Source organism: Streptomyces sp. NBC_01410 (assembly GCF_045040195.1).
Taxonomy (GTDB): Bacteria; Actinomycetota; Actinomycetes; order Streptomycetales; family Streptomycetaceae; genus Streptomyces.
Genome location: NZ_CP109530.1, coordinates 874860 through 899020 on the forward strand (window position 1 = coordinate 874860; position 24161 = coordinate 899020).

Consider the following 24161-nt stretch of genomic DNA (forward strand, 5'->3'; position numbering starts at 1 on the left):
CGCCACACCAGCCCGTTTCATTGCCTCCAGAATCCGCCTTGCCCGCGACGGGCACAACCGGGTGGGCACTGCCGTACGCCTTGATGTGCGGGCGCTCACGGCGCGTCTCCGACTCGCTGCGGCTCGTCGGGGGAGACCACCGACCGGGTCAGCGGGATCCGGGCGAGCGCGAACACTCCCGTGGCGATCATGACGACGCCGAGCAGTTGCGGGAGCAGCCACCAGCCGGAGCGGACATGTTCCTCGTACAGGGTGATACCGAGGGCCAGGCTCACCGTCGCGTCGCCGAGGGTCAGTGCGGGCTGGGAGGCGACCAGGGGGCCCGACTGCATCGCGTTCTCCAGCAGGAAGAGCGCTCCCCCGCCGACCGCCGCGAAGGCGTAGGTCTGCCATGCGGTGAAGAACGCCACGATCCCCTCGTCGTCCAGGATGTGCATCGCCGCCTTCATGAGAGCCGCGGTCAGCGCGTAGCTGATGGCGGTCGCCGCGCCGAAGCACGCCGCACGTGCCCGGCCCTCGGGGCGCTTGAGTGCCGCCAGGGCGAGGACGACGACCAGTCCCACGCACGCCGCGAGCGCGGGAACCCAGCGGTCCAGCGCCACGTGGGTGCGGTTGCCCGTGGGGGACGCCGCGGCGAGGGCGACAGCCAGACCCGCCACCACACCGGTCACTGCCACCCAGCCGACGCGCGGAAGGTGCCGCCGCATCAGCAGCGAGGCGACGATCAGGGTGAGCGGCAGTTCCAGGACGAACAGCGGCTGAACGATCGTCAGTGGCCCGGTCACCAGGGCCAGTGCCTGGCAGACGGCGGCCGCGATGACGGCAAGGATTCCGGCCAGCCAGACGGGGCGCTTGAGCAGATCGAGCATCAGCCCCGCGCGCAGGCCCTCGGAGCGCGGCACGGTGAGGGCCGCCTTGCGCTGGAGCACGGTGGCGACCGCGTTGCTGAGTGCCGCGCAGAGGGCGAAGAGGACCGGCAGCAGTAGGTGCACGGTGGTCGGCCTCCCGCTTTCAGGGTTCGTCGAGGTTCAGTCCCGCGGAGGGCTGCGCGAAGAGCCGCCGGGCGTTCTCGTCGAGGGCGGCGAAGCCTTCGACCAGTTGCGCCGCGACCAGCCAGCCGCTGTCCGACGGCTCGTCACCCGGTGGCTCCTCACCGGGTGGATCGACGAGCGTTGGCATCGGGGCGAACTCCCAGACATGGAAGGCCTTTCCGGTGAACGTCTCGCTCACCGGCGATCCTTCGAGCCGCTGCCTCAGGAAGAACTCCAGCCGGGTATGGGCGCGCCAGCGGCCGCTGGGCAGCCGCTCGGGCCGGGACAGCTGCTCGACGACGTGGGATTCGTCGAAGAACTCCGCGCGGGCCTCCAGAAAGTCCCGCAGCCCCTCATCGCCCTGCCAGATCAGCCCGTTGACGAAGCCCGTACGGAAGTCGTCGGTGAGGATTTCGTCCCGCATCCGCTCCGCCGGGACATGGGCCTGGAGCAGTGCGAAGTAGCGCTCGATCGTGTCCCAGATCAGCGGGGCAGCACGCTCGGCAGACATACGGCCTCCCACGTTCCGCAGGGGTCCGGCGCCCCGCGGCGCCACGGGGCCGGTCCGTGCACTCACTGCCATGGTGGCCCCGGCCGGCGCTCTCCCGCGATCCGGCCGATCATCCGCCGCACAGCACCGGCACCGGCACCAGCACCGGCCCGGGCTGCGGACCCGAGGCCCCGAGCCGACAATGGCCCGAGGGATCAAGGGCGCATGCCCGAACGACCCGCGACGCTGCGGCGGCGTCGCCCGAGAGGAACGTGCCCATGCGCGCAGAGTCGTCGTCGGCCGCGCGAACGGGGGCCTCTGTCCTGGTCACGGTCGCGCTGTTCCGTAGTCGCCAGCGGCTCGTCGTCCACGGCCAGGTGTCGCCGCTGTCCGTGCACGCGCCCCGCCCGCCCGGAGACATGGGCCCCGGCAACCGTGAGATCAGGCCGTGAGCCGGGCACGCCCCGCCGAGGCGGACTCGCGGCGCCACCGCGCTGTCACGCGGAAGGCGGACCGTAAGGCGATCGTGCACCGGGCGGTCCGGGTGACCACCGCCTCGTGCGCCGGGTTCTACCCCTTCGTGTACGGGGCGGATCAGCCGGTGCCGGCCCTGTACGCCCTGTTCGGACCGGTGGCACTCGGGATGCTGTCGCCCATCCCCGGATCCGGGCGGCAGCGCGCGGCCGTGATGCTGCGCGCGCTGCCGGTCGGCCTGGTGCTCGTCGCTCTGGGCACGGTGCTGGCCGTCGACACCTGGGCGGCGGTTCTCGGGATGCTGGTGGTCGGCTTCGCTCTCGCCTTCGCGGCGGTCGCGGGGCCCCGACCGGCCGGAGCGGCACCCGGGCTCCAGCTCTTCTACATCCTGGCCTGCTTTCCGCCCTACGCGCCGGACACTCTGGGATCGCGGCTGGTCGGCCTCACGCTGGGCGTGCTGCTGCTCGCGGCGTGCGAGGTCTTCCTGCTGCCCGCGGCGCCGGCCGTCTCCTACCGGGAGAGCCTGACGGAGGCCGTCGCCACCGCCGGTCGCGCGGCGGCCGCGGCAGCGGCCGGCGAGAGCGGCGACTCCGCGGACCGCTTGCGGGAGACCGGCCGGCGGCTGCGGCTCTCCCGTCTTCCACCCGCCGAACGGCCCGCCGGGGCCGGGCGCTCGGCCCGCGCCCTGGCCCAGGCCGGATCCGCGGCGCGCAGACTCCTCGACCAACTGGCGCAGCTGGGCGCGACCCCGCCGGCCGGCCGGGACGCGGAGGCGGATGCCGCGTCGGCCGACATGCTCGCCCGCGTCGCCGCGCACTGTGCCTCCACCGCAGAGGCCCTGCGCACCGGCCGCCCGCCCCCGCGGTCGGCGGCCCCCGCCCTGGACACGGCGATACAGCGCTTTCAAGCGCTGCGTGTGGCACGGGCTGCCCGGCCACCGGGGACCGCGCCGCCGGTCCCCGCACTGCGCCGCCAGGCCGAGGTACTGGGCGCGGCCGAATCGGCGCGGATCCTGCAGACCGCCGTACGCGTCGGGCTGGACGGCAGACGCACCGCACCGATCCAGCCGCACGCCCTCTTCTGGTACGCCGACGCTCGCACCCCGTACCTGTGGTGGCGCCGCCTCGCCGGCCATATGACGCTGCGTTCGGTCCTCTTCCAGAACGCCATCCGGACCGCGCTCGGGCTGGGTGCCGCCCGCCTGATCGCCGGATCGCTGGACCTGTCCCACGGCTTCTGGGTGCTGCTCGCCGTGCTCACTCTCGGCCGTACGACCGCCGGGGCCACCTGGACGGCCGTGCGTTCCGCGCTGATCGGCACGCTCGTCGGCGCGGTCGCCGCGGGCACGCTCCTGCTCGTCGTCGGACGTCACACCGATGCGTACGCGGCGGTGCTGGCGCCCGCCATGCTGGCCGCCTTCGCTCTCGGCCCGCTCTTCGGGATCGCCTGGGCGCAGGCCCTGTTCACGCTCGTGGTGTCGGCCGCATTCGCCCAGATCGCCCCCGCCTCCTGGCAGTTGGCCGAGGAGAGGATCCTGGACGTGGTCACGGGCAGCGCGATCGGTCTGCTGTGCGGGCTCCTCGCCTGGCCGGCCGGGGCCCGGCGCGAGGTGCGAAGAACCGTGTCCGACCTGCTGCAGTCCTGCGGCCCGCTGATCACCGGGACGGTGCGGCTGCTGCTCGCCACGCCGCCGGGAACAGCGCCCGCACCACCCACCTTCCCTGTCGTCCACCGCCTCCGCCTCGCCGAGGCCGCGTACTTCCAGCTCCGGAGCGAACCGGGCGATGCGGCGGCCGATCCCATGGACTGGCACGCCGCTCTGATCACGGCGAACCATGTGCTGCTCGGCGCACACTGGCTGCCCCGCTTCGACCTGCCGCCGACCGGCATTCCCCCGGACGCCGCCGCTTGGGCTCGTACGACCGCCGAACAGCTCGTCCGGGCCACGGACCGGATCGCCGCGCTCTGCGCCGACGAGAGCCGGGCGCCAGGGCCGCCCGTCCCCGTGGCGTACCACCCGCCGCCCGGGGTGCGGGCCTTCGCTCCCCTGCCGATGCTGATCGACCTGGAGCAGTGGCTGAGCAGCCTCGCGGCCCAACTCACGCATATCGAGAGCTCGGTGCCGCCCGGGAAGTGAGGTGCCGCGCGGGGGCGCGCCGGACACGGCGAGCGGCCCCAGCGTTCTACGCGCCCGGCGCCCGGTCGACGGGGCGCAGGATTCCCAGCAGCAACTGCACCAGCTCGTCCACGACCTGATCGAGCGTCGCATCCACCCAGCCCGCCCTCCAGTCGTGCAGCAGGCCGTTCACGCTTCCGATGAAGGCTGCCGCGGCGACGCGATAGTCCCGCGGTGCCGCCTCGCCTCGTTCGACCGCCGCTGCCGCCTCGGCGCAGATCAGGTCCACCCAGCGCGAGCGCCGGGCCAGACGCTGTTCCTCGAGCCGCGGGCTGACACCGATGATCTCGACGAACGTGATGCGTATACGACGCGGGTCGCCGGTGACGTTGGCGGCGTACGCGCGGAACGCCGCCGCGGCGCGCTCTGCGATCGGCATGCCTTCGGCCTCGGCGAGCGCGGCCAGCGCGGCCTCCTCCGCCCAGTCGTTGACCTGGAGGTGCAGAGCGGCGAGTACGTCTTCGAGGGTGCGGAACTCCTCGTAGAACTGACGGGTGGACAGGCCGGCCGCCTCGCTCAGCGCCGCCACTGTCGTGGCCCGGTAGCCGGGGCTGTCGCCGAAAAGCTGGAGTGCGGCGTCGAGGAACCGCCGGCGCCGTTCGGCCTGTCGTTCCTCGGCGGACCTGCCCCCGTAGCGGCCCGTCGGTTGCCTGAGCCTGCCGGCCACGCGCACCTCCTTCGTCGGTCCCGGTCATTTTCTCGTGTCGCGAGTCTTGTGGACCTCACCGCCTGTCGTTACTTTCCAGTAGCCCAGTCTGAATCGGCTCGTATTCAGACTCGGCCCGCCGCAGCTCTTCGCACAAGCCCGTCCGGTAGCGCCCCCACGGAAGGAACGACGACGATGTCTCTGCCCGCAAGCCGGCGTCCACAGCGGATCACCCGGCGCGCGCTGCGCGCACTCGCCACGGCCGTCGCCATGGCCGTCGCAGGTTCGACGACGGCTCTCGCCGCGCCCGTCGCACCCGCCGCGACCACCAACACCGCCGCCGGTCTCAAGGAGGTGATGTTCGTGGGCAACAATTGGGACGGCACCGCCGACGTCATCAACTCCCGCGGCGATTTCTCAAAGATCGGCCGCGTCAACGTCATACCGGACAAGGACCAGCGGCTCACCGAGATCTATCTCAACCCGATCAAGCTCATCTACTTCCTCGGCATCCGCAACGGCCCCGGCGAAGGACACGACCAGTTCGTCGACGACATGTACTCCACGCCCGACGGCACGGCCATGGTCGTCTCCCGCCCGAGCTTCGCCGACGTCGTGTCGATCGACCTCGCCTCGGGCCGGATCAACTGGCGCTTCCCCGTGTCCGGTTACCGCTCCGACCACATGACGGTCTCGCCCGACGGCACCCGGGTCGCCGTGTCGGCCTCGACCTCCAACACCGTGCATGTACTCGACATCCGGACCGGCAAGCAGCTGGGCTCGTTCAAGACCGGCGACAAACCGCACGAGAACGTCTTCACCGACGGCGGCAGGTATCTGTGGAACATGTCGATCGGCGAGGTCAACACCGCGCTCGACGATCCCGCGTGGGACTGGACGAAGGGCGACCGCCGTATCACCGTCGTCGATGCCACCACCTTCAAGGAGGTCAGGGTCATCGACATGCGTGCCCGCCTCGACGCCTTCGGCCGCAAGGACCTGTCCGACGCGGTACGACCCGTCGCCTTCACCCCGGACGAGTCGAAGCTCTACTTCCAGGTCTCGTTCTTCAACGGCTTCCTCGAGTACGACCTCGCCTCCGACAAGATCACCCGGGCGAAGACGCTGCCGAAGAGTCCCGCGACCAGCGAGGACCGCACCACCTGGGTCAACGACTCGCGCCACCATGGCATGTCGATGAACGCCGCGGGCGACAAGCTGTGCATCGCGGGGACGATGGACGACTACGCGACCATCGTCGACAGGGCATCGCTCCAGGAGGGGCCGCTGGTGGCTGCCTCGAAGCCGTACTGGGCGACTGTCAGCGGCGACGGCGGATCCTGCGTCATCTCCGAGAGCGGCGCCGACCGCGTCACCGCGATCGACTTCGCCACCGGCAGGAAGGTCGCGTCCGTCGCGGTCGGTGACCACCCGCAGCGCGTACGGATCGCCCATGTGGCGGCCGACTGGACCGGGCCTGCGGCGCGCTGACCGCCACCGGGCCTGCCGCGCCGTGACCGCTACCGGACCCGCCGGTAGCTGCTGCCGTCCTTCGTCCGGTCCAGCAGACTCGCCACGACCAGGTGGCGGCGCAGCGCCGAAAAGTCCTCGTGCACCGTGAGCAGCGCTTCGTTGACCTCACGCTCGCTGTAGTCCCGGTCCCGCTCGAACAGCGTCTGCGCGAGGTGTACGAGCAACTGCTCGCGGCGGGCCGCCTTGCGTGGGATCGCCGTCAGCCGCCCGTGCGAGAAGAGGCCGGCAACGCCGGGCGAACTGCTGGATCCGTTCTCAGACATGACCGGAAGCCTCGCAGTGCGCCGATGACCGGGCAACGCGATTTTCGCGGCCGCGCCACGGCAGGGCCGGGACGGGATGCCCGGGACCGGATGCCCGGGACGGCGGCCTCGCAGCGTCAGCGGCGTCGCCGGGATGCGTCAACGAGCGCGGGCGGCGTGTAGTAGAAGTCGTTCCTGTTCAGGTCCGTGCCCGGAGGCACGATCTCGTCGATCCGGTCCAGGACGTCCGTGCTCAACTCGACGTCCACGCCCGCCAGCAGGTCCTCCAGGTGCTCGCTCGTCCGCGGGCCGATGATCACCGAGGTGACGGCCGGGTGGGCGCGTACGAACGCGATCGCCAGGTGCGGGAGCTTCAGGCCCGCCTCGTCGGCCAGCTTCGTCAGTTCGCCGAGGGCCTCCAGCTTGCGTGCGTTGCCGGGCACCGACGGGTCGAACTTGTGCCGCTCGAGGGCCGCCCGCCCGCTCCCCTCCGTGAGGTTGATGTCCGTCGGCCTGGCGTACTTGCCGGACAGCCAGCCCGCGCTGAGCGGGCCCCAGGTCAGCACACCCAGGCCGTAGCGCTGGGCGGTCGGCAGCACGGCCGCCTCGACGCCCCGGGCCAGGATGGAGTACGGCGGCTGCTCGGTGCGGAACCGGATGTGGCCGCGCCGCTCTGCCGTCCACTGGGCCTCGACGATCTGCTCCGCCGGGAAGGTGGAGTGGCCGATCACGCGCACCTTTCCCGACCGTACGAGATCGGACAGGACGGAGAGGGTCTCGTCGATGTCGGTGTCCGCGTCGGGCCGGTGCACCTGGTAGAGGTCGATGTGGTCGGTGCCCAGGCGGCGAAGGCTGTTCTCCACGGCGCGGGTGAGCCAACGCCGTGAGTTTCCGCTGTGGTTGGGGTCGCCGCCCATCGAGCTGCTGCCCTTGGTGGCGAGTACGACATCGTCCCGGCGGCCCTTGAGGGCCTTGCCGACGATCTCCTCCGACTCACCCATGCTGTAGACGTCGGCCGTGTCCACGACGTTGATCCCGGCGTCCAGCGCCTGGTGGATCATACGGACCGACTCGTGCGGGTCGGCATTGCCCCAGGCGCCGAACATCATGGCGCCCAGCGCGTACTCGCTGACCGAGATTCCCGTGCCGCCGAGGATTCTGCGCTTCATGAGAGCCACCCCTTCCGTGTGTCTCGTGCACGCCGTCGCTCATGCAGTGGTGATGACAACCTTGCCCCGAATGTGCTTGCCGGCGAAGTCGGCGACGGCTTGTACGGCGTTGTCCAAGGGGTAGCGCGCGCCGATCTCCACGTGCAGCCTCCCGTCCGCGGCCCGGGCTGCCAGGTCCTCCAGATCGCCCGGCTGCGCCTGGAACCGGCCGATGTAGACCGGTGTGACATCGCGTCCCAGTTCGGCGGGCCCGAAGAGCGGCGACACCAGCCGGCCGCCCGGACGCACGGCACGCGCGGTGTCGGTGAGCCGCTCGCCCATGGTGACGACGTCGACGACCACATCGACCCCTCCGGGGACCAGGCGCAAGGTCTCCTCCGCCACGTCGCCTCTCTTGTAGTCGACGGTGTGGGCGGCGCCGAGGCCGCGCAGATACTCCTCGTCCTCCTCGGTCGCCGTGGCAACCACCCGGGCCCCGAGTGCCGTGGCCAACTGCACGGCATACAGCCCGATGCCGCCGGTGGCCCCGACGACCAGCACGCTCTCACCCTCGGCGAGCGCGACTGCGCGCAGCAGGCAGACGGCGGTGAGCCCCGATTCGGGGATGGCTGCCGCGTGCGCGCTGTCCAGGCCCGCGGGCCGCGGGGCGAGCAGGGGTCCGGGCGACGCCATCGTGTACTCGGCGACGGCGCCGGCCTGTCCGGTGAAGGCGAGCACAGGATCACCCGGCGCGTATCCGGACACACCCTCCCCCACCTCGGCAACGGTGCCCGCGGCGTCCATTCCGACCACCAGCGGGTGGGCAGCCGGATAGCTCTCCTTCGCCGCACCCGTGATCAGCATCAGGTCGAGCGGATTGAGCGCCGCCGCCTCGACCTTGATCAGCACCTGGCCCGCCTCAGGGGTGGGAGTGGGGTGGTCGGTGACGCTGATCCGGTCCAGCGGCGTGTAGTCGGATGCGACGAGGGCTTTCACGGGCGGCTCCCTGACGAGGTGGGTGCCTCCCCTTGTACGGGGTCGGACCTGCCCAAGCGAGGAGCCCGACCGTACGAGCCGCCGAACGAGGGGCCCAGAGGACCCCCCGAACCGCGACGTCGTGGACGCGGGAGCGTCAGCTGATCTCGATCAGCAGGTCGCCCGCCTCGACCTGCTGGATCTTGCCGATGGCGAGCCGGCCCACGGTTCCCGCGCACTGCGCCGTGATGGAGGCCTCCATCTTCATCGCCTCGATCGTGGCCACCGTCTGGCCCGCGGAGACCGCGTCGCCCTCGTCCACCTGCAGCGTGACCACCCCGGCGAAGGGTGCGGCGACATGGCGCTCGTTGCCACGCTCGGCCTTCTCCGCCGCCTTGACCTCCGTGGCGACGGACTTGTCGCGCACGGACACCGGCCGCAGCTGCCCGTTCAGCGTGGCCAGGACCGTGCGGAAGCCCCGCTCGTCGGCATCGGAAATGGCCTCCAGCTCGATCAGCAGCGTGACGCCCGGATCGAGGGTGACCGTGTGCTCCCTCTCCGGCTCCAGGCCGTAGAAGAAGTCCTGCGTGGGCAGTACGGAGGTGTCTCCGTACGCCTCACGGTGGGCGTCGAACTCCTTGGTCGGGCCGGGGAACAGCAGCCGGTTCAGCGTGGCCCGGCGGGTGTCGCGCAGACCTCGCAGATCCTCGTCCGACAGCGTGGGAGCCTCCGCCTTCGCCGGACGGCCCTTGAGGGCCCGGGTACGGAACGGCTCTGGCCAGCCACCGGGCGGGTCGCCCAACTCGCCGCGCAGGAAGCCGATCACCGAGTCCGGGACGTCGAACTTGCCGGGGTCGGACTCGAAGTCCGCTGCCTCGACCCCGGCGCCGACCAGATGCAGTGCGAGGTCGCCCACCACCTTCGACGACGGAGTGACCTTCACCAGGCGGCCGAGCATCCGGTCCGCCGCCGCGTAGCAGTCCTCGATCAGCTCGAAGCGGTCGCCGAGTCCGAGCGCGATGGCCTGCTGGCGCAGGTTCGACAGCTGACCGCCGGGGATCTCGTGGTGGTAGATCCGCCCGGTGGGGGAGGCGAGGCCGGACTCGAACGGCGCGTACACCTTCCGCATGGCCTCCCAGTACGGCTCCAGATCGCCGACCGCCTGCAGCGAGAGCCCGGTTGCCCGCTCCGTGTGGTCGGTGGCCGCTACCAGGGCCGACAGCGGCGGCTGGCTGGTGGTCCCGGCCATCGAGGCGACGGCGGCGTCGACGGCGTCGACACCCGCGTCGATCGCGGCCATCAGCGTCGCGAGCTGTCCGCCCGCCGTGTCGTGGGTGTGCAGGTGCACCGGCAGGTCGAACCGCTCGCGCAGCGCGGTCACCAGCGTGCGGGCGGCCGGCGGGCGCAGCAGCCCGGCCATGTCCTTGATCGCGAGCACATGCGCGCCCGCCTCGACGATCTGCTCGGCCAGGCGCAGGTAGTAGTCCAGCGTGTAGAGCTTCTCGCCGGGGTCGGACAGGTCCGCGGTGTAGCAGAGGGCGACCTCGGCCAGAGCCGTGCCCGTGGAGCGCACCGCGTGGATCGCCGGGCGCATCTGGGAGACGTCGTTGAGCGCGTCGAAGATCCGGAAGATGTCCATGCCCGTGGCTGCCGCCTCGGCGACGAACGCTTCCGTCACCTCGGTCGGATAGGGCGTGTAGCCAACGGTGTTGCGCCCGCGCAGCAGCATCTGCGTACAGACATTGGGCACCGCCTCGCGCAACGCCGCCAGACGCTCCCAGGGGTCCTCGGCCAGGAAGCGCAGCGCCACGTCGTAGGTCGCACCGCCCCAGCACTCCAGGCTCAGCAGCTGCGGCGCCGTGCGCGCGACGTACGGGGCCACGGCGAGCAGATCGCGGGTGCGCACACGGGTGGCGAGCAGGGACTGGTGCGCGTCGCGGAACGTGGTGTCCGTGACGGCGACGGCCGACTGGCTGCGCAGTTCCGCGGCGAAGGCGTCCGGTCCCAGCGCCGCGAGGCGCTGGCGCGAGCCGTCGGGCGGCGGCGCGGCGAGCGAGGTGGCAGGCAGCTTGTGGCTGGGCTCGATGACGCGCGGGCGCGGGCCGTGCGGCCGGTTGACGGTCGTCTCGGCGAGGTAGGTGAGCATGCGGCTGCCGCGGTCGGCCGAGGGGCGGGCCCGCATCAGCTCCGGATGCTCGCCGATGAAGCTCGTCGTGATCCGGCCGGCCCGGAATTCGGGATGGTCGAGTACGGCACCGAGGAAGGGCAGGTTGGTGGCCACTCCGCGGATACGGAACTCGGCGATCGCCCGGCGGGCGCGGCGGGCGGCGTTGGCGAAGTCGTGCCCGTGGCAGGTGAGCTTGACCAGCATCGAGTCGAAGTGCGCCGACACCTCCGCGCCGGTGTGCACCGTGCCGCCGTCGAGCCGGACGCCGGGCCCGCCCGGTGAGCGGTAGGCGGAGATGGTGCCCACGTCGGGCCGGAAGCCGTTGGCGGGGTCCTCGGTGGTGATGCGGCACTGCAGGGCGGTGCCGTTCAGGACGATGTCGTCCTGGGTCAGGCGCAGTTCGGGCAGGGACCTGCCGGCGGCGATGCGCAGTTGCCCGATGACCAGGTCGCGGCCGGTGACCTGCTCGGTGACCGTGTGCTCGACCTGGATGCGGGGGTTCATCTCGATGAAGACGTGGTTGCCGCGCTCGTCGACGAGGAACTCCACGGTTCCCGCGTTGACGTATCCGATGTGGCGGGCGAAGGCGACGGCGTCGGCGCAGATCCGCTCGCGCAGATCCGGGTCCAGGTTGGGTGCGGGCGCGATCTCGACGACCTTCTGGTGGCGCCGCTGCACCGAGCAGTCCCGCTCGTAGAGGTGCACGACATTGCCGTGGGCATCGGCGAGGATCTGTACTTCGATATGGCGGGGGTTGATGACGGCCTGCTCCAGAAAGACCGTCGCGTCGCCGAACGCGGACTGCGCCTCGCGCATCGCGGCGTCGGCCGCCTCCCGCAGTTCTCCGCGCTCGGCCACCCGGCGCATGCCCCGGCCGCCGCCACCCGCGACGGCCTTGACGAACAGGGGGAAACCGATGCCCTCCGCGGCCTCCAGCAGCGCGTCGACATCGGTGGAAGGCTGCGAGGACTTCAGGACCGGAACTCCGGCTTCCCGTGCCGCCGCGACCGCCCGGGACTTGTTGCCCGTCAGAAGCAGTACGGAGGCGGGCGGTCCCACGAAAGTGATCCCCGCCTCCGCACATGCCGCGGCGAGGTCCGGGTTCTCCGACAGGAATCCGTAGCCCGGGTAGATCGCATCGGCACCCGCCTTGCGCGCGGCCCTGATCACCTCGTCGACGGACAGGTACGCCCGTACGGGATGGCCCGGTTCACCGATTTGGTACGCCTCGTCCGCCTTGGCGCGGTGCAGTGAGTTGCGGTCCTCATGAGGGAACACCGCCACCGTGGAGATGCCGAGTTCGAACGCTGCGCGGAATGCGCGGATCGCGATCTCACCTCGGTTGGCGACCAAAACCTTGCGGAACATCAAACTCCCCTGTCATGTCGCGGGCCGGCGGCCCAAGGGTCTAGGGATGTCGCAACCGGCGCCGGAACATGGGCATCCGGTGTCCTCGTGGACGGTGTCGATGAGTGTGCTGAGCAGTACGGAGCGTTGGTCACCGTACCCGAGGACTTCGGACGGATCGCGAGCAAAGACGATGAGTTACGTCACGCCCGGCGACCGGATCGTGAAGCGGTATAACGGCAGTTCACAGGCGCGGCGCTCAGAGCGTCTCGGCCAGTGAATCCGCCAGTCGGCGGCGGGCCGTCCGGGCCGCGGGCAGCGCCGCGGCCGCGACGGCGCCCAGCACGGCACCGACGGCGACCGAAGCCAGCAGCAGCGTGGGCGGGACATGGGCGATGCCGGCGCCCATTCCGCTGGAGCGGCCCTGGATGTCCACCAGCCACCTGCCGGACAGCACCCCGAGTCCCGTGCCGATCGCGGCGGCGAGCAGAGCCGTGAAGCCCGCGGCCGCCACGATCGCCGAGCTGATCTGGCGGGGCGTCAGACCGATCGCCTTGAGCGCGAGCAGATCGCGGCCGCGGTCGCGGACTGACGTACCGATGAGGGTCAGCAGTTCGGTGAGCCCGATCAGGGCCAGCACCCCGATCAGGGCAGCGATCACGCCCCGCGCCGGTTCCAGCCGGTCCCCCGGGTTGGGGGTCTCGCGGATCTCCAGGGCGCCTCCGGCCTTGTCGGCGAGTTCGCTGCTCACCGCCCGGGGATCCGCGCCCGGCCGCAGGACAAGGTGGTAGAAGTCCGGCCGCAGCGCGGGGTCGCGTTCTTGGAGCGTGTCGACGGTCGTCGAGATCACCCGGCCGCCGGCTTCGGGTTCGATGCTGCGTCCGACGATGTGCAGGATCTGCGGCCGGCCTTCCACCGTCATCCGCACCCAGTCACCGACCCGCACATCCAGCAGGTCGAGCAGTCCCTGGCCGGCGACCGCCTCGTCGGGGCCGTCGGCCGGGCGCCCCTCCACCACGGTGAAGGGGTACGGGGTGCCTGCCGTGCCGAGCCCGCGCAGGGTGATGGTGCCGGTCTGGCCGGGCACCAGCGCCGCGACCTCCACGCCCGGGTGGACGGCGAAGACGTCCGGGGGCGCGGTCAGCGCGCGCCGAAGGTCCTGGCCGCTGAGGCTCCCGGGCTGCTCGGCCCGTACGGACAGCGCAGCGGGCACGCCCATCTCGGCGGGGCGGCTGCGGAACATGTCCAGCGTGGACCAGGCGACGAGCGCGACCGTGATCATGAGGAGCGGCAGTGCCAGCCGGGCCACGGTGATCAGGGTGCGCGGCCGCCGGGGGAACGCCGCCCGCCAGCCGAGAACCAGTGCGGGCGGGACCCGCATGCCGAGTGCCCGGCGGCCGAGACCGGTCATCGGGGCGGCCGAGGGAAGCGCGGCCCGGGCGACGGGAACGGGAGGGACCCTTCCGGCACGCCAGGCGGCGAGTCCGGTGGCGGTGGCGATCAGCAGTACCGCGCCGCTCGGGACGCCGATCATCAGGGCGGTGTGCCCGGGCAGGTCCTGCCAGACCCCGGCCGCCTCCCCGATCCGTCCGGGTATCCGGGCGCCGAGGAACGCGATCGCCGCGGTGCCCAGGGTGACCCCGAGCAGCGCGAAGGCGAGGTGCTGGGCGAGGAAGCCGCGTACCACCTGGCCGGGGGTGAACCCGATCGCCTTGAGGATGGAGATGTCCCGCAGCTGTCCGCGGATACGGGCGCTGATGGCCCCGGACGCGGCGAGCGCGGCGGCCAGCAGGGCCCCGAGACCGAACACGGCGAAGAGCTGCCCGAGCAGCCGGTCGTCGCTGCCCGCCTCGGCCCGCGCCTGCTGCCATTTGGTGACCTGGGCGACCCGGTCGGCGCCGAGCTGGGTGACGGCCTGCTGGATGGTGAAGTCGAGGTCGGCCGGATCCTTCAGACGCAGCCCCACGCTCTGTCCGGTGCTTCCCGCCGCGACGCGGTTGAGCGTACGGGGCAGCACCCAGCCGATGCCGGACTCGCCGCCCGGCCGGTAGCGGGGTTCCGCGGCTTCGGCGACACCGGCCACGCGGAGGGTGTGTGCGGTGCCGTCCGGTCCCGCCACGGTCAGGGTGTCGCCGGGTTCCGCCCACAGGACGCGGGCGAGGGAGCTCTCCAGTACGACTCCCCCGGGCTGCTTGTCGAGCCAGTCGCCTCCGGTGACGAGCGGCCGGGCGATGTCCGGGGGCCGGGTGTCGGCGGCGCGCAGGGACACGCTCGCCCTCGCCCCGCGGGACTCCACGGTGACCTGCCCGGTGCGGTAGGGCCCCGCGATGCCGTCGATGCCGTCCAGCTCGGACAGTTTCCCGGTGTCGGCGGCGGCCCGGGTGTGGAGCCAGACATGGGCGCCCTGGGACTGGGTGAAGATCCGCTGCCAGGGGTTGGCGGCATAGCTGAACAGGGCCACGGCCAGCAGCAGTGAGGCGATGATGCCGGCGCTGGCAAGGACGACGAAGGCCGACTGTCCGCGGTGTGCCCGCAGGTCGGCGTGTGCCCAGCGCAGAGTGGCCCGCACGGTCACTCCTTCAGTTCGAGTACGCCGGAGACGCCGCGGCCCGTGGTGCGGGACCCCGCGTCGAGTGTCGCGTCGTCGGCTATGCGCCCGTCGAAGAAGCTGATGACCCGGTCGGCCGCGCTGGCCATCCGTGCGTCATGGGTGACCAGCAGGATCGTCTGGCCGCGCTGGTGGAAACGGGAGAGCAGCCGGAGCACTTCCCGGGTGCCCTTGCTGTCGAGGCTTCCGGCCGGCTCGTCGGCGAGCAGCAGTGCCGGGTGGTTCACCAGGGCCCTGGCCAGGGCGACACGCTGCTGCTCGCCTCCGGAGAGTTCGCCGGGCATCGAGCGTTCCCGGCCTTCGAGGCCGAGTTCGGCGAGGAGTTCTGCCCGGCTGTCGCGGGCGGCCTTGGGCGAGGCGCCCGCGAGCAGCGCGGGCAGTTCGACGTTGTCGGCGACGGTGAGGTCGGAGACCAGGTTGAAGAACTGGAAGACGATGCCGATGCTCCGGCGGCGCAGCACCGCCCAGCGGGCTTCGCGATAGGCGTCCACGCGGCGGCCGTCCAGCCACAGTGAGCCGCTGTCGGGCCGCTGGAGCCCGCCGATGAGGTGGAGAAGGGTGGATTTTCCGGCGCCGGAGGGGCCGGTGACGGCAACGAACTCCCCGGGCTGAACGGTCAGATCCACACCGCGTACGGCCTGAACCGGCGCGCCTTCGCCATGATGGGTCTTGGTCAGACCCTCGGCGCGCACGATAGGCACTGTGCCCTGCGTGCCGGGAGCGCCCCCCAGCGCGACGGGAGCGGTGTCGTCGCTCATTCCAGCTCCTCCTGACAGCGTTCCAGCCAGTCGAGGTCGGCCTGCAGATGCAGCATCGCGCCCTCGATCAACAGCTGGGAGACCCTGTTGTCCCGGTCCTCGGCCGCGGCAAGCTTCGACAGATCGCGCATGGTGTTCAGATACTGCCGCCGCTGCTTGTTGATCAGCGTGATCGGGTCGGCGAGACCGGACTCGGGTGCGAGGGCGATCTTCATGAAGAACTCGTCCCGGACCCGCGGCTCGTCCGTGGTCTCGTCGAACCAGGCGAGTACCGCCTCGCGCCCGGCGTCGGTGAGACGGTATGTCCGCTTATTGGGTCGGCCGGACTGCTCGACATCCTCGCCGGCGATCAGGCCGGCCTTTTCCAGCCGCCCGAGAGTGACATAGATCTGGCCGACATTCGGCTGAGGGTACGCGGCGCCCAGGAGCTTCTCAAGGTCCTGCTTGAGCTCGTAACCGTGCGCCGGGCCACGGGTGAGGAGTGCCAGGAGCGGCAGCCGCACGCGCTCCCCTCCCTCCCGCTCCGTACTTGACAGTTCACTCGGATACGGGCTGTGGTTCGCGCCACCCGCCTTCTCCGCCTGGACGTCTAGTATCCCCCATGCCTAACAGGTATACATAGGCCACATTGGACGGCAACGCGGCCGGGTCGGTGCACTGGGAGGAACCTATGCGGTGGATGCATGCCGCGGGTAGGGGGCTCCTCGCTGCTGCCGTGATCTTCGCAGGGTACGCGGGCTTCGGCAGCCAGCCGGGTGCGGCGGCCCCCAAGGGCCGCGGTCCGATGACCCTGGTGACGGCGGGCGATCTCACCGACTATCTCGGTCCGCTGCTGGACGACTGGAACCGCGGTCATCCTCAGGAGAAGGTTTCGCTCGTCGAGCTGCCCGACTCCGCGGACGAGACCCGGGCCCAGATGATCAGCGAACTGCGCTCGGGCAGCGACCGGTTCGACGTACTGAACATCGACGTGGCCTGGACCTCCGAGTTCGCGGCGGCGGGCTGGATATCCCCACTGGAGCGGGACGCGTTCCCGCTGCACACCTTCCTCGCGCCCGTGGTGGACACGGCCACCTTCGACGGCCGCCTGTACGCCGTCCCGTATGTCACCAATGCCGGGCTGCTGTACTACCGCAAGGACATTCTGGAGCGGGCGGGCGAACGGCCGCCGCGCACCTGGGAAGAGCTGGCCCGGCAGGCGAAGACCCTTGCGCCGAAGTACAAGATGGACGGCTACGCCGGTCAGTTCCTGCCGTACGAGGGGCTGACCGTCAACGCCACCGAGGCCGTCCATTCGGCGGGCGGGTCGATCCTGCGGGACGACGGTGCCCGGGTCACGGTGGACTCGGTCTCGGCCCGCAAGGGGCTCGAGTTCCTTGCGGGCGGGGTACGGGACGGCTGGATCTCGCCCGGTGCCCGTGACTACAAGGAGGAGGAGTCCCGGCAGGCCTTCCAGGACGGCCGGCTGCTCTTCCTGCGGAACTGGCCCTATGTGTACGCGATGGCCAACGCGCCGGGGTCGAAGGTCGCCGGCAGGTTCGGCGCCGTGCCGCTGCCCGGGCCGGACGGACCGGGCACGAGCGTGCTGGGCGGTTCCAATCTGGCGGTCAGCAGCCGCTCCCGGCATCCGGAGTCGGCGGCCGATCTGATCGCCTATCTCACCAGCGAGCGCGTCCAGCGCAAGGTGCTCACCGCAGGCTCGCTGCCTCCCGTGCGCGCCGCGCTGTACGAGGATCCCGCGCTGGTGCGCGCCTATCCGTATCTGCCCACCCTGCGCCAGAGCGTGCTGGCGGCCGAGCCGCGCCCCAAGAGCCCTCGCTACGACCAGGTGAGCCTTGCCGTGCAGGCGGTCGTTCAGGACGTCATGGCGCTGCGCCAGACACCACAGGCAGCCGTCGGTCGCCTGTCGCGCGAGCTGGGATCGATCTCCCGCAAGGGCTGAGCCCTCTCCGCCTCCTCCACGAGCTTGCTACTTACATGTTAAGTAGCAAGCTCGTCTGGCATACCAGCAAAAATCTGGACATACCAGGGCCGGTTCGCGCAGCATCGTTGACACCCTCCCGTCACCGCTACTTAACATGCATGCATAACAGCGCACCCGCTCTGGGGCGCTCTCGCATCCAGCAGGAACGGGTCAACGCGAGATGCTCACTGCTCTCCCGGCCGCCATCGGCCACTCCTCCCGCACCGCCACCTCCTGGTGGCGCGACGCGGTGATCTACCAGGTCTACGTGCGCAGCTTCCTCGACAGCACGGGGGACGGCATCGGCGATCTGGCCGGCGTACGGGCCGGACTGCCGTATCTGAGGAAGCTCGGTGTCGACGGCATCTGGCTCAGCCCGTTCTTTCCCTCGCCGCAGCACGACCACGGCTACGACGTCGCCGACTACTGCGACGTGGACCCCGTCTACGGCGACCTGGCCGAGTTCGACCTGCTGATGGCCGACGCCCGCAGGCTCGGACTCAAGCTGCTGCTCGACATCGTCCCCAACCACTGCTCCAGCGATCACCCGTGGTTCGGCGAGGCACTCGCCGCCGCACCCGGCAGCGTGGCCCGCTCCCGGTTCCACTTCGCCGACGGTCGCGGCCCGGACGGCGATGAGCCGCCCAACAACTGGCGGGCGATGTTCGGCGGGCCCGCCTGGAGCCGGATCACCGAATCCGACGGCACCCCGGGCCAGTGGTATCTGCACCTGTTCACCCCGCAGCAGCCCGATCTGAACTGGCGCAACCCGGAAGTCGGCGACTCCTTCGAGCGGGTGCTCCGCTTCTGGCTCGACCGGGGCGTGGACGGCTTTCGCATCGATGTGGCCGCCGGACTCTTCAAGCACCCCGAGCTGCCCGACTCCGCCGACCCCTGCGCCGACGAGCGCGCCCGGGACTCGGTGAACCCGCTGGCCTGGAACCAGCCGGAGGTCCACCAGGTGTGGCGCCGCTGGCGGTCGGTGTGCGAGGAGTACGCGGCCCTGGACGGCACCGAACGGCTCCTGGTCGGCGAGGTCTCCGTGCCCACGGCAATCGAGCACGCCAAGTACGTGCGGCAGGACGAACTGCACCAGGCCTTCTTCTTCGACCTGCTCAGCGCCCCCTGGGACGCCGACGCCTTCCAGGCGACCATCACGGAGGCGATACGCGACATCGCCGGGACGGGCTCCACCGTCACGTGGGTGCTCAACAACCACGACCAGGTGCGCACGGTCACCCGGTACGCGGGCGAGCCCGGCGTGGAGGCCAGCGGTCTGGGTGCGGCTCGTGCCCGCGCCGCCGCCCTGCTGATGCTGGCGCTGCCCGGCGCCGCGTATGTCTACCAGGGCGAGGAGCTCGGACTCCCCGAAGTCCTGGATCTGCCGGACGAGGTACTCACCGACCCGATCTTCCGCCGCACCGGCAGCCGGGCGCGCATCCGCGACGGCTGCCGAGTGCCGCTGCCCTGGTCCGGCCACGCCTCACCGTTCGGCTTCAGCCAGGGCGCGGCCGGCGCTCGGCCCTGGCTGCCGCAGCCCGAGTGGTTCGCCGAACACGCCACCGACCGGGCCCTGGCCGACACCCGCTCCTTCTGGCACCTCTACCGCGAAGGCCTTCAACTGCGGCGCAGCCTGCCCCAGTTGGGCGAAGGCAGCCTGCGCTGGCTCGAGGCACCCCCGCAGGTCCTGGCCATGGCCCGCGGTGAAGGGCTGATCTGCGCGGTCAACTTCGGCACCGAGCCCGTACCGGCCCCGGTCGCGGGCACCCCGCTCCTCTCCAGCGGGCCATGTCCCGACGGCGTGCTCCCCGGAGCGACCGCCGCGTGGTGGACGGGCGACTGCCCCACCCCCTGAACTCACCCTCTTTTCGAAAGGACCATCATCATGCGACGAATCACGACCAGCATCCGGACGGCCGCGGCCGCATCCACCGTGCTCGCTCTCGCACTCGGGGCGAGCGCCTGCGACGGGTCGACGGAGCCGGCGAGCGGCGGCAAGGACCTCAAGGGCCAGACCGTGACCGTGGCCGGAGTATGGACCGGCAGCGAGCAGAAGAACTTCCGCAAGGTGCTGGACGCCTTCACCGAGCAGACCGGCGCCAAGACGGTCTTCGTGCCCACCGGTGACAACGTCTCCACCTTCGTCGGCAGCAAGATCGAGGGCGGCAACGCCCCCGACGTGGCGATGGTGCCCCAGGTCGGCGTGCTCCAGCAGTTCGCCAAGGAGGGCTGGCTGGAACCGCTTTCGCAGAAGGCCGCCACGACCGCCGGCGCCAACCTCGCCGAGGTGTGGAAGAACTACGGCACCGTCGACAAGACCTACTACGGCCTCTACTTCAAGGCGGCGCACAAGTCGACCGTGTGGTACAGCCCGAGCGCGTTCGAGCAGGCCGGGGTCTCCGAGCCCAAGAGCTTCGCGGACATGCTCAAGTCCGGACGCACGATCGCCGATTCCGGACTTCCGGCCTTCTCCGTCGCCGGTGAGGACGGCTGGACGCTGACCGACTGGTTCGAGAACATCTACCTCTCGCAGGCCGGACCCGAGAAGTACGACCAGCTGGCCGCCCACACCCTGCCCTGGACCGACGCCAGCGTGGTCAAGGCGCTGACCACCCTGGGCGAGGTCTTCAAGGACAAGCAGCTCGTCGCCGGAGGCTCGAGCGCCGCGCTGAACACCGACTTCCCGGGCTCCATCGAGCAGGTCTTCGGCCCCAAGCCCAAGGCCGGCATGGTCTACGAGGGCGACTTCGTCGGCGGCATGGCCAAGGACGACTTCGGCAAGAAGCTCGGCGAGGACGCCAAGTTCTTCCCCTTCCCCGCCGTGGACAGCGGCAAGGCACCGGTGGTCAGCGGCGGCGACGCGGCCGTGGTCCTCAAGGACGGCAAGAACAAGAAGGCCGCGCAGCGGCTGCTGGAGTTCATGGCCACGCCCGAAGCGGCCGCCGTGTGGGCGGGCGCGGGAGGCTTCATCTCCCCCAACAAGGACGTCGACCTCGCCTCGTACGCCGACGACACCACCCGCGCGACGGCCAAGTCGCTGGTGGATGCCGGTGACACGGTCCGCTTCGACATGTCCGACCAGGCCCCGGCCGCGTTCGGCGGAACCAAGGGCGCGGGCGAGTGGAAGCTCCTCCAGGACTTCCTGCGCGACCCCTCGAACCCCACGGCCACCGCGGCCAAGCTCGAGGCCGCGGCCGCCAAGGCCTACAAGAGCTGAGGCCCCGCACTCATGGCTGTACTCACCCCATCCCCCGCCGCCGCGAATCCGCGGCGGCGGGCCCAGCGCAAGAGGCGCAACATCGCGGTGGTGTTCGTCCTCCCCGCGCTGCTGCTCCTCGGCGCCCTGGTCGTCTATCCGGTGCTGTTCTCCGCCGGGCGGAGCCTCTTCGACGCGAGCGGTGACCGCTTCGTCGGCGGCGAGAACTACACCGAGATATTCAGCGATCCGGCCACGCTCAAGGCGATCCGCAACAGCACCATCTGGGTTGTCGTGGCTCCGGTGCTGCTGACCGGTCTCGGCCTCGTGCTCGCCGTACTCACCGAGAAGGTGCGCTGGGCAACCGCGTTCAAGCTGGTGCTCTTCCTGCCGATGGCGGTCTCGTTCCTGGCCGCCGGCATCATCTTCCGGCTCGCGTACGAGGAGGACCCCAACCGCGGCGTGCTCAACGCCGTCACCGTCGGCGTCCACGACGCCTTCGACGACAGCGCCGCCTACCCCACCGCCAGGGCCCGGCAGGGCCAGAACCTGACCGGGAACCCGGGCGGCGACTACCGCACGACCGAGGCGGTCAGCCCGGGCAAGTCCATCAGCCTCGGCTTCGTCGGAGTGGCACCGGACAAGATGCCGTCCGACGCCCGGCCCGCCGGGGCCGCATCAGCCGCCGCGCCCGGCGCCGACGAGGTCAGGGGCGTCGTCTATCTCGACTTCACCCCGGGCGGCGGAGGCACTCCCGGCAAGGTCGACCCGGCCGAGAAGGGTCTGCCGGGGATGTCGGTCGAGGCGGTACGGGACGGAAAGGTGGCCGCGAAAGCCACCACCGCCGCGGACGGCTCGTTCAACTTCCGCGGCCTGGAGGCGGGTTCGTACACCGTCAGGCTCCCGGCGGAGAACTTCGCCGCCCCCTACCAGGGCATTTCCTGGCTGGGCCCCGCCCTGGTCACCCCGGCGATCATCGGTGCCTATCTGTGGATCTGGACCGGCTTCTCGATGGTGCTGATCGCTGCGGGACTCGCCGCCATCCCCCGGGACGCCCTGGAGGCGGCCCGGATGGACGGCGCCAATGAGTGGCAGATCTTCCGGAAGATCACGGTGCCGCTGCTGGCACCCGTACTGACGGTGGTCTTCGTGACCCTGGTGATCAATGTGATGAAGGTCTTCGACCTCGTCTACATCATCGCGCCGGGGCCGGTCCAGGAAGAGGCCAATGTGCTGGCGACCCGGATGTGGCTGGTGTCCTTCGGCGGCGGCAACAACCAGGGGCTCGGCAGCGCCCTCAGCGTCCTGCTGCTGCTTCTGGTCGTGCCCGCCATGATCTTCAACGTCCGGCGCTTCCGAAGGAGCGGAGCATGAGCGGCCACAGCACCATCGACCGCAGTGCGTCCCTGCCGGTCGCCAAGAACTCCGACCGCGCGCCCGTCCTGCCGCCGCGTCCGGGGCTCGTGAGCCGGCTGACCACGTGGCTCGGCAACGGAGTGGTCCAGGCAGTCCTGCTCGTCGTCGCACTCGTCTGGATCACTCCGCTCGCCGGTCTGTTCCTGTCCTCGATGCGCTCCGAGCAGGACAACGCGGCCAAGGGCTGGTGGACGGCACTGACCGATCCGGGGCAGTTGTCCCTGGACAACTACACCGCCCTGTTCGAGGACTCCGGCATCACGCAGTCCTTCTGGAACACCGTCCTGATCTCGGTGCCCGCCACCGCGCTGGTCGTCGGCATCGCGGCACTGGCCGGATACGCCTTCGCCTGGCTGGAGTTCCCCGGCCGCAACGCGATCTTCCTGGTGGTCGTGGGTCTGTTGGTGGTGCCCGTCCAGATCGGGCTGCTGCCGGTGGCCAAACTCTTCGGCGCCATCGGCCTGTTCGGCACGATCCCGGGCGTGATCCTCTTCCATGTCGCCTACGGGCTGCCCTTCGCGATCTTCCTTCTCCGTAACTATTTCGCGGAGATCCCGCGCGAAATGCTGGAGGCGGCGCGGATGGACGGCGGCGGGGAGTGGCGGATCTTCTACCAGCTGATCCTGCCTCTGGGACGGCCTGCACTGGCCAGCCTGGCGATCTTCCAGTTCCTCTGGGTCTGGAACGACATGCTGGTCGCGCTGCTCTTCGCCGACAGCGAGTCCCAGCCGCTCACCGTCGCCCTGCAGTCCGAGATGCGGCAGTTCGGCAGCAATATCGGAGTCCTGGCGCCGGGGGCCTTCCTCTCCCTGGTGGTGCCGCTGGTGGTCTTCTTCGCCTTCCAACGGCACTTCGTCCAGGGAGTGATGGCGGGCTCCGTCAAGTAGCGAATGCGCGAGCCAGGTCGCTGGCGGTGCCGGACTCCCGACGGTCCGGCACCGCCGGCTGCTTTCGGGGTCCGGGCGGCCTGCCCGGAGTCGTGCTGGCATCGGTGCTCTACGAGCCCGCGTCCACATCGCCCACCCAGCCGTAGCCTGCCCAGGGAACGCGCGCGGTCGACGTCGGCGTGGCGGCCAGCCAGGTCGCGACCGCCTCGGCGATGGGCTGACCGGTCTCCAGTTCGATGAAGCCGAACTGGCCGCCCTGGTTGCACTCCAGGAACCACCAGACGTCATCGCCGTCCACGGCGAAGTCGAAGGCGCCATAAGCGATTCCGGACAGATCGGCGTACTCACGCACGGCCCGCGCCACCCGGTCGGGTACGTCCGTCGGCTCCCAGGCGTGGCCGGTGGTGCCATAGCGGCCGTCCACCTGTCCGGACGCGGAATCCTTCCGCGCGGCGAACATCCTCCCGCCGACGAACGTCAGCCGGATGTCTGCCAGTTTGGGAACGTACTGCTGAAGCAGGGTGGGCCCGGCCGCGACGCCGGAGAAATCGGCGTCCGGCCCGATACGGGTCGTGGGCAGGGCGACGGGAGGCTCGGTCGACGGCGGGCCGGAGGCGGACTTCACCACGATCTCCTTGTACTGCTCCGCGAACTGCCGGGCCACGCGCGGGAAGGTGGTGATGAGCGTGGGCGGCACGGCGAAACCGCTGCGGTGGGCGACACGCAACTGCCACGGCTTGCACCGGGCCTGCGCCGCGACGCAGGGATGGTTCATCCAGCGCGCCGTGGTGGAGTACAGCATCCCGTACAGCGCCTGCCCGGACTCGGCGCTCAGCCACTCCGACGGCTCCTCGGCATGCGCCGCGGGCTCACCCGGCCTGCGCACCCAGATGGAACGCAGCCCGCTCATGCTGAGCAGGCGCCCGTCGGTCGACAGGTAGCCCTCGAAGTCGCCGCGGACGTACTCGGCCGACATGTCGGCCTCACCGGGCAGGTCGGCGGGGTCGAAGCGCACCAACGGGACGCCCCGTTCATGCAGCTTGGCCACCACCATGTCCGTCGTCACGTCCTGCTGGCAGGTCAGGATCAGCACAGTCATCGGTG

The 24161-nt window shown here is 70.8% G+C and carries 19 protein-coding genes; 8 read left to right on the forward strand and 11 right to left on the reverse strand.

Translation table 11 applies throughout. The features are described 5' to 3' along the window. Positions 1-95: 95 nt before the first annotated feature. A complete protein-coding gene (locus OG741_RS04065) occupies positions 96-992 on the reverse strand; it encodes a DMT family transporter (protein ID WP_405595215.1) in 897 nt (298 codons plus the stop codon). Between the two features lie 19 nt (positions 993-1011). After that, complete coding sequence (locus tag OG741_RS04070) at positions 1012-1542, reverse strand: hypothetical protein (protein ID WP_405595217.1); 531 nt, start codon at positions 1540-1542, stop codon at positions 1012-1014. Positions 1543-1799: 257 nt separating this feature from the next. Between OG741_RS04070 and OG741_RS04075 the strand changes: the two genes are divergently transcribed. Together OG741_RS04075 and OG741_RS04080 are read left to right on the forward strand one after the other, a co-directional pair. After that, positions 1800-1973, forward strand: coding sequence for a hypothetical protein (locus OG741_RS04075; RefSeq protein ID WP_405595219.1), 174 nt, complete (start codon positions 1800-1802; stop codon positions 1971-1973). Then, entirely contained in the window at positions 1970-4132 is a 2163-nt protein-coding gene (locus OG741_RS04080) for an FUSC family protein (RefSeq protein ID WP_405595221.1), read from the forward strand. The genes OG741_RS04075 and OG741_RS04080 overlap by 4 nt, the downstream gene beginning before the upstream one ends. Positions 4133-4178: 46 nt before the next feature. Here OG741_RS04080 and OG741_RS04085 read toward each other — a convergent pair whose 3' ends face one another. Then, positions 4179-4838, reverse strand: a complete 660-nt coding sequence (locus tag OG741_RS04085; protein WP_405595223.1) for a TetR/AcrR family transcriptional regulator — start codon at positions 4836-4838, stop codon at positions 4179-4181. A 174-nt stretch (positions 4839-5012) separates the two neighbouring features. Between OG741_RS04085 and OG741_RS04090 the strand changes: the two genes are divergently transcribed. Further along, positions 5013-6308: a YncE family protein gene (locus OG741_RS04090; RefSeq protein ID WP_405595224.1), complete on the forward strand. Its 1296-nt coding sequence runs from the start codon at positions 5013-5015 to the stop codon at positions 6306-6308. A gap of 29 nt (positions 6309-6337) precedes the next feature. Here OG741_RS04090 and OG741_RS04095 read toward each other — a convergent pair whose 3' ends face one another. The 7 genes from OG741_RS04095 to OG741_RS04125 all read right to left on the reverse strand — a co-directional run bounded on the left by OG741_RS04095 (position 6338) and on the right by OG741_RS04125 (position 16098). After that, the gene (locus OG741_RS04095; RefSeq protein WP_405595226.1) at positions 6338-6613 is read right to left on the reverse strand and encodes a DUF2087 domain-containing protein; all 276 of its coding nucleotides are present in this window, start codon (positions 6611-6613) and stop codon (positions 6338-6340) included. 116 nt (positions 6614-6729) lie between these two features. Further along, positions 6730-7761: an aldo/keto reductase gene (locus OG741_RS04100; RefSeq protein ID WP_405595228.1), complete on the reverse strand. Its 1032-nt coding sequence runs from the start codon at positions 7759-7761 to the stop codon at positions 6730-6732. A 39-nt stretch (positions 7762-7800) separates the two neighbouring features. Beyond that, positions 7801-8736: an NADP-dependent oxidoreductase gene (locus tag OG741_RS04105; protein ID WP_405595230.1), complete on the reverse strand. Its 936-nt coding sequence runs from the start codon at positions 8734-8736 to the stop codon at positions 7801-7803. Positions 8737-8872: 136 nt separating this feature from the next. After that, positions 8873-12250 carry a pyruvate carboxylase gene (locus OG741_RS04110; RefSeq protein ID WP_405595232.1) on the reverse strand — a complete coding sequence of 1126 codons (3378 nt, stop codon included), beginning with the start codon at positions 12248-12250 and terminating at the stop codon, positions 8873-8875. Between the two features lie 238 nt (positions 12251-12488). Then, positions 12489-14798, reverse strand: coding sequence for an FtsX-like permease family protein (locus OG741_RS04115; protein WP_405595234.1), 2310 nt, complete (start codon positions 14796-14798; stop codon positions 12489-12491). Positions 14799-14800: 2 nt separating this feature from the next. Next, entirely contained in the window at positions 14801-15595 is a 795-nt protein-coding gene (locus tag OG741_RS04120; RefSeq protein ID WP_405595236.1) for an ABC transporter ATP-binding protein, read from the reverse strand. Further along, positions 15592-16098, reverse strand: coding sequence for a PadR family transcriptional regulator (locus OG741_RS04125; RefSeq protein WP_405595238.1), 507 nt, complete (start codon positions 16096-16098; stop codon positions 15592-15594). The genes OG741_RS04120 and OG741_RS04125 overlap by 4 nt, the downstream gene beginning before the upstream one ends. Before the next feature lie 167 nt (positions 16099-16265). Between OG741_RS04125 and OG741_RS04130 the strand changes: the two genes are divergently transcribed. The 5 genes from OG741_RS04130 (at position 16266) to OG741_RS04150 (ending at position 23057) form a co-directional block, all read left to right on the forward strand. After that, entirely contained in the window at positions 16266-17537 is a 1272-nt protein-coding gene (locus tag OG741_RS04130) for an ABC transporter substrate-binding protein (RefSeq protein WP_405595240.1), read from the forward strand. A 202-nt stretch (positions 17538-17739) separates the two neighbouring features. Continuing rightward, positions 17740-19413: a glycoside hydrolase family 13 protein gene (locus OG741_RS04135; RefSeq protein ID WP_405595242.1), complete on the forward strand. Its 1674-nt coding sequence runs from the start codon at positions 17740-17742 to the stop codon at positions 19411-19413. Between the two features lie 27 nt (positions 19414-19440). Beyond that, positions 19441-20775, forward strand: coding sequence for an ABC transporter substrate-binding protein (locus OG741_RS04140; RefSeq protein ID WP_405605375.1), 1335 nt, complete (start codon positions 19441-19443; stop codon positions 20773-20775). A 12-nt stretch (positions 20776-20787) separates the two neighbouring features. Then, on the forward strand, positions 20788-22128 hold the full coding sequence (locus OG741_RS04145) for a carbohydrate ABC transporter permease (RefSeq protein ID WP_405595244.1): 1341 nt from the start codon (positions 20788-20790) through the stop codon (positions 22126-22128). Further along, positions 22125-23057, forward strand: a complete 933-nt coding sequence (locus tag OG741_RS04150) for a carbohydrate ABC transporter permease (RefSeq protein ID WP_405595246.1) — start codon at positions 22125-22127, stop codon at positions 23055-23057. The genes OG741_RS04145 and OG741_RS04150 overlap by 4 nt, the downstream gene beginning before the upstream one ends. A gap of 109 nt (positions 23058-23166) precedes the next feature. Here the strand turns inward: OG741_RS04150 and tgmB are convergent, their stop codons facing one another. Next, complete coding sequence (tgmB, locus tag OG741_RS04155; RefSeq protein WP_405595249.1) at positions 23167-24156, reverse strand: ATP-grasp ribosomal peptide maturase; 990 nt, start codon at positions 24154-24156, stop codon at positions 23167-23169. Between the last annotated feature and the right edge of the window lie 5 nt (positions 24157-24161).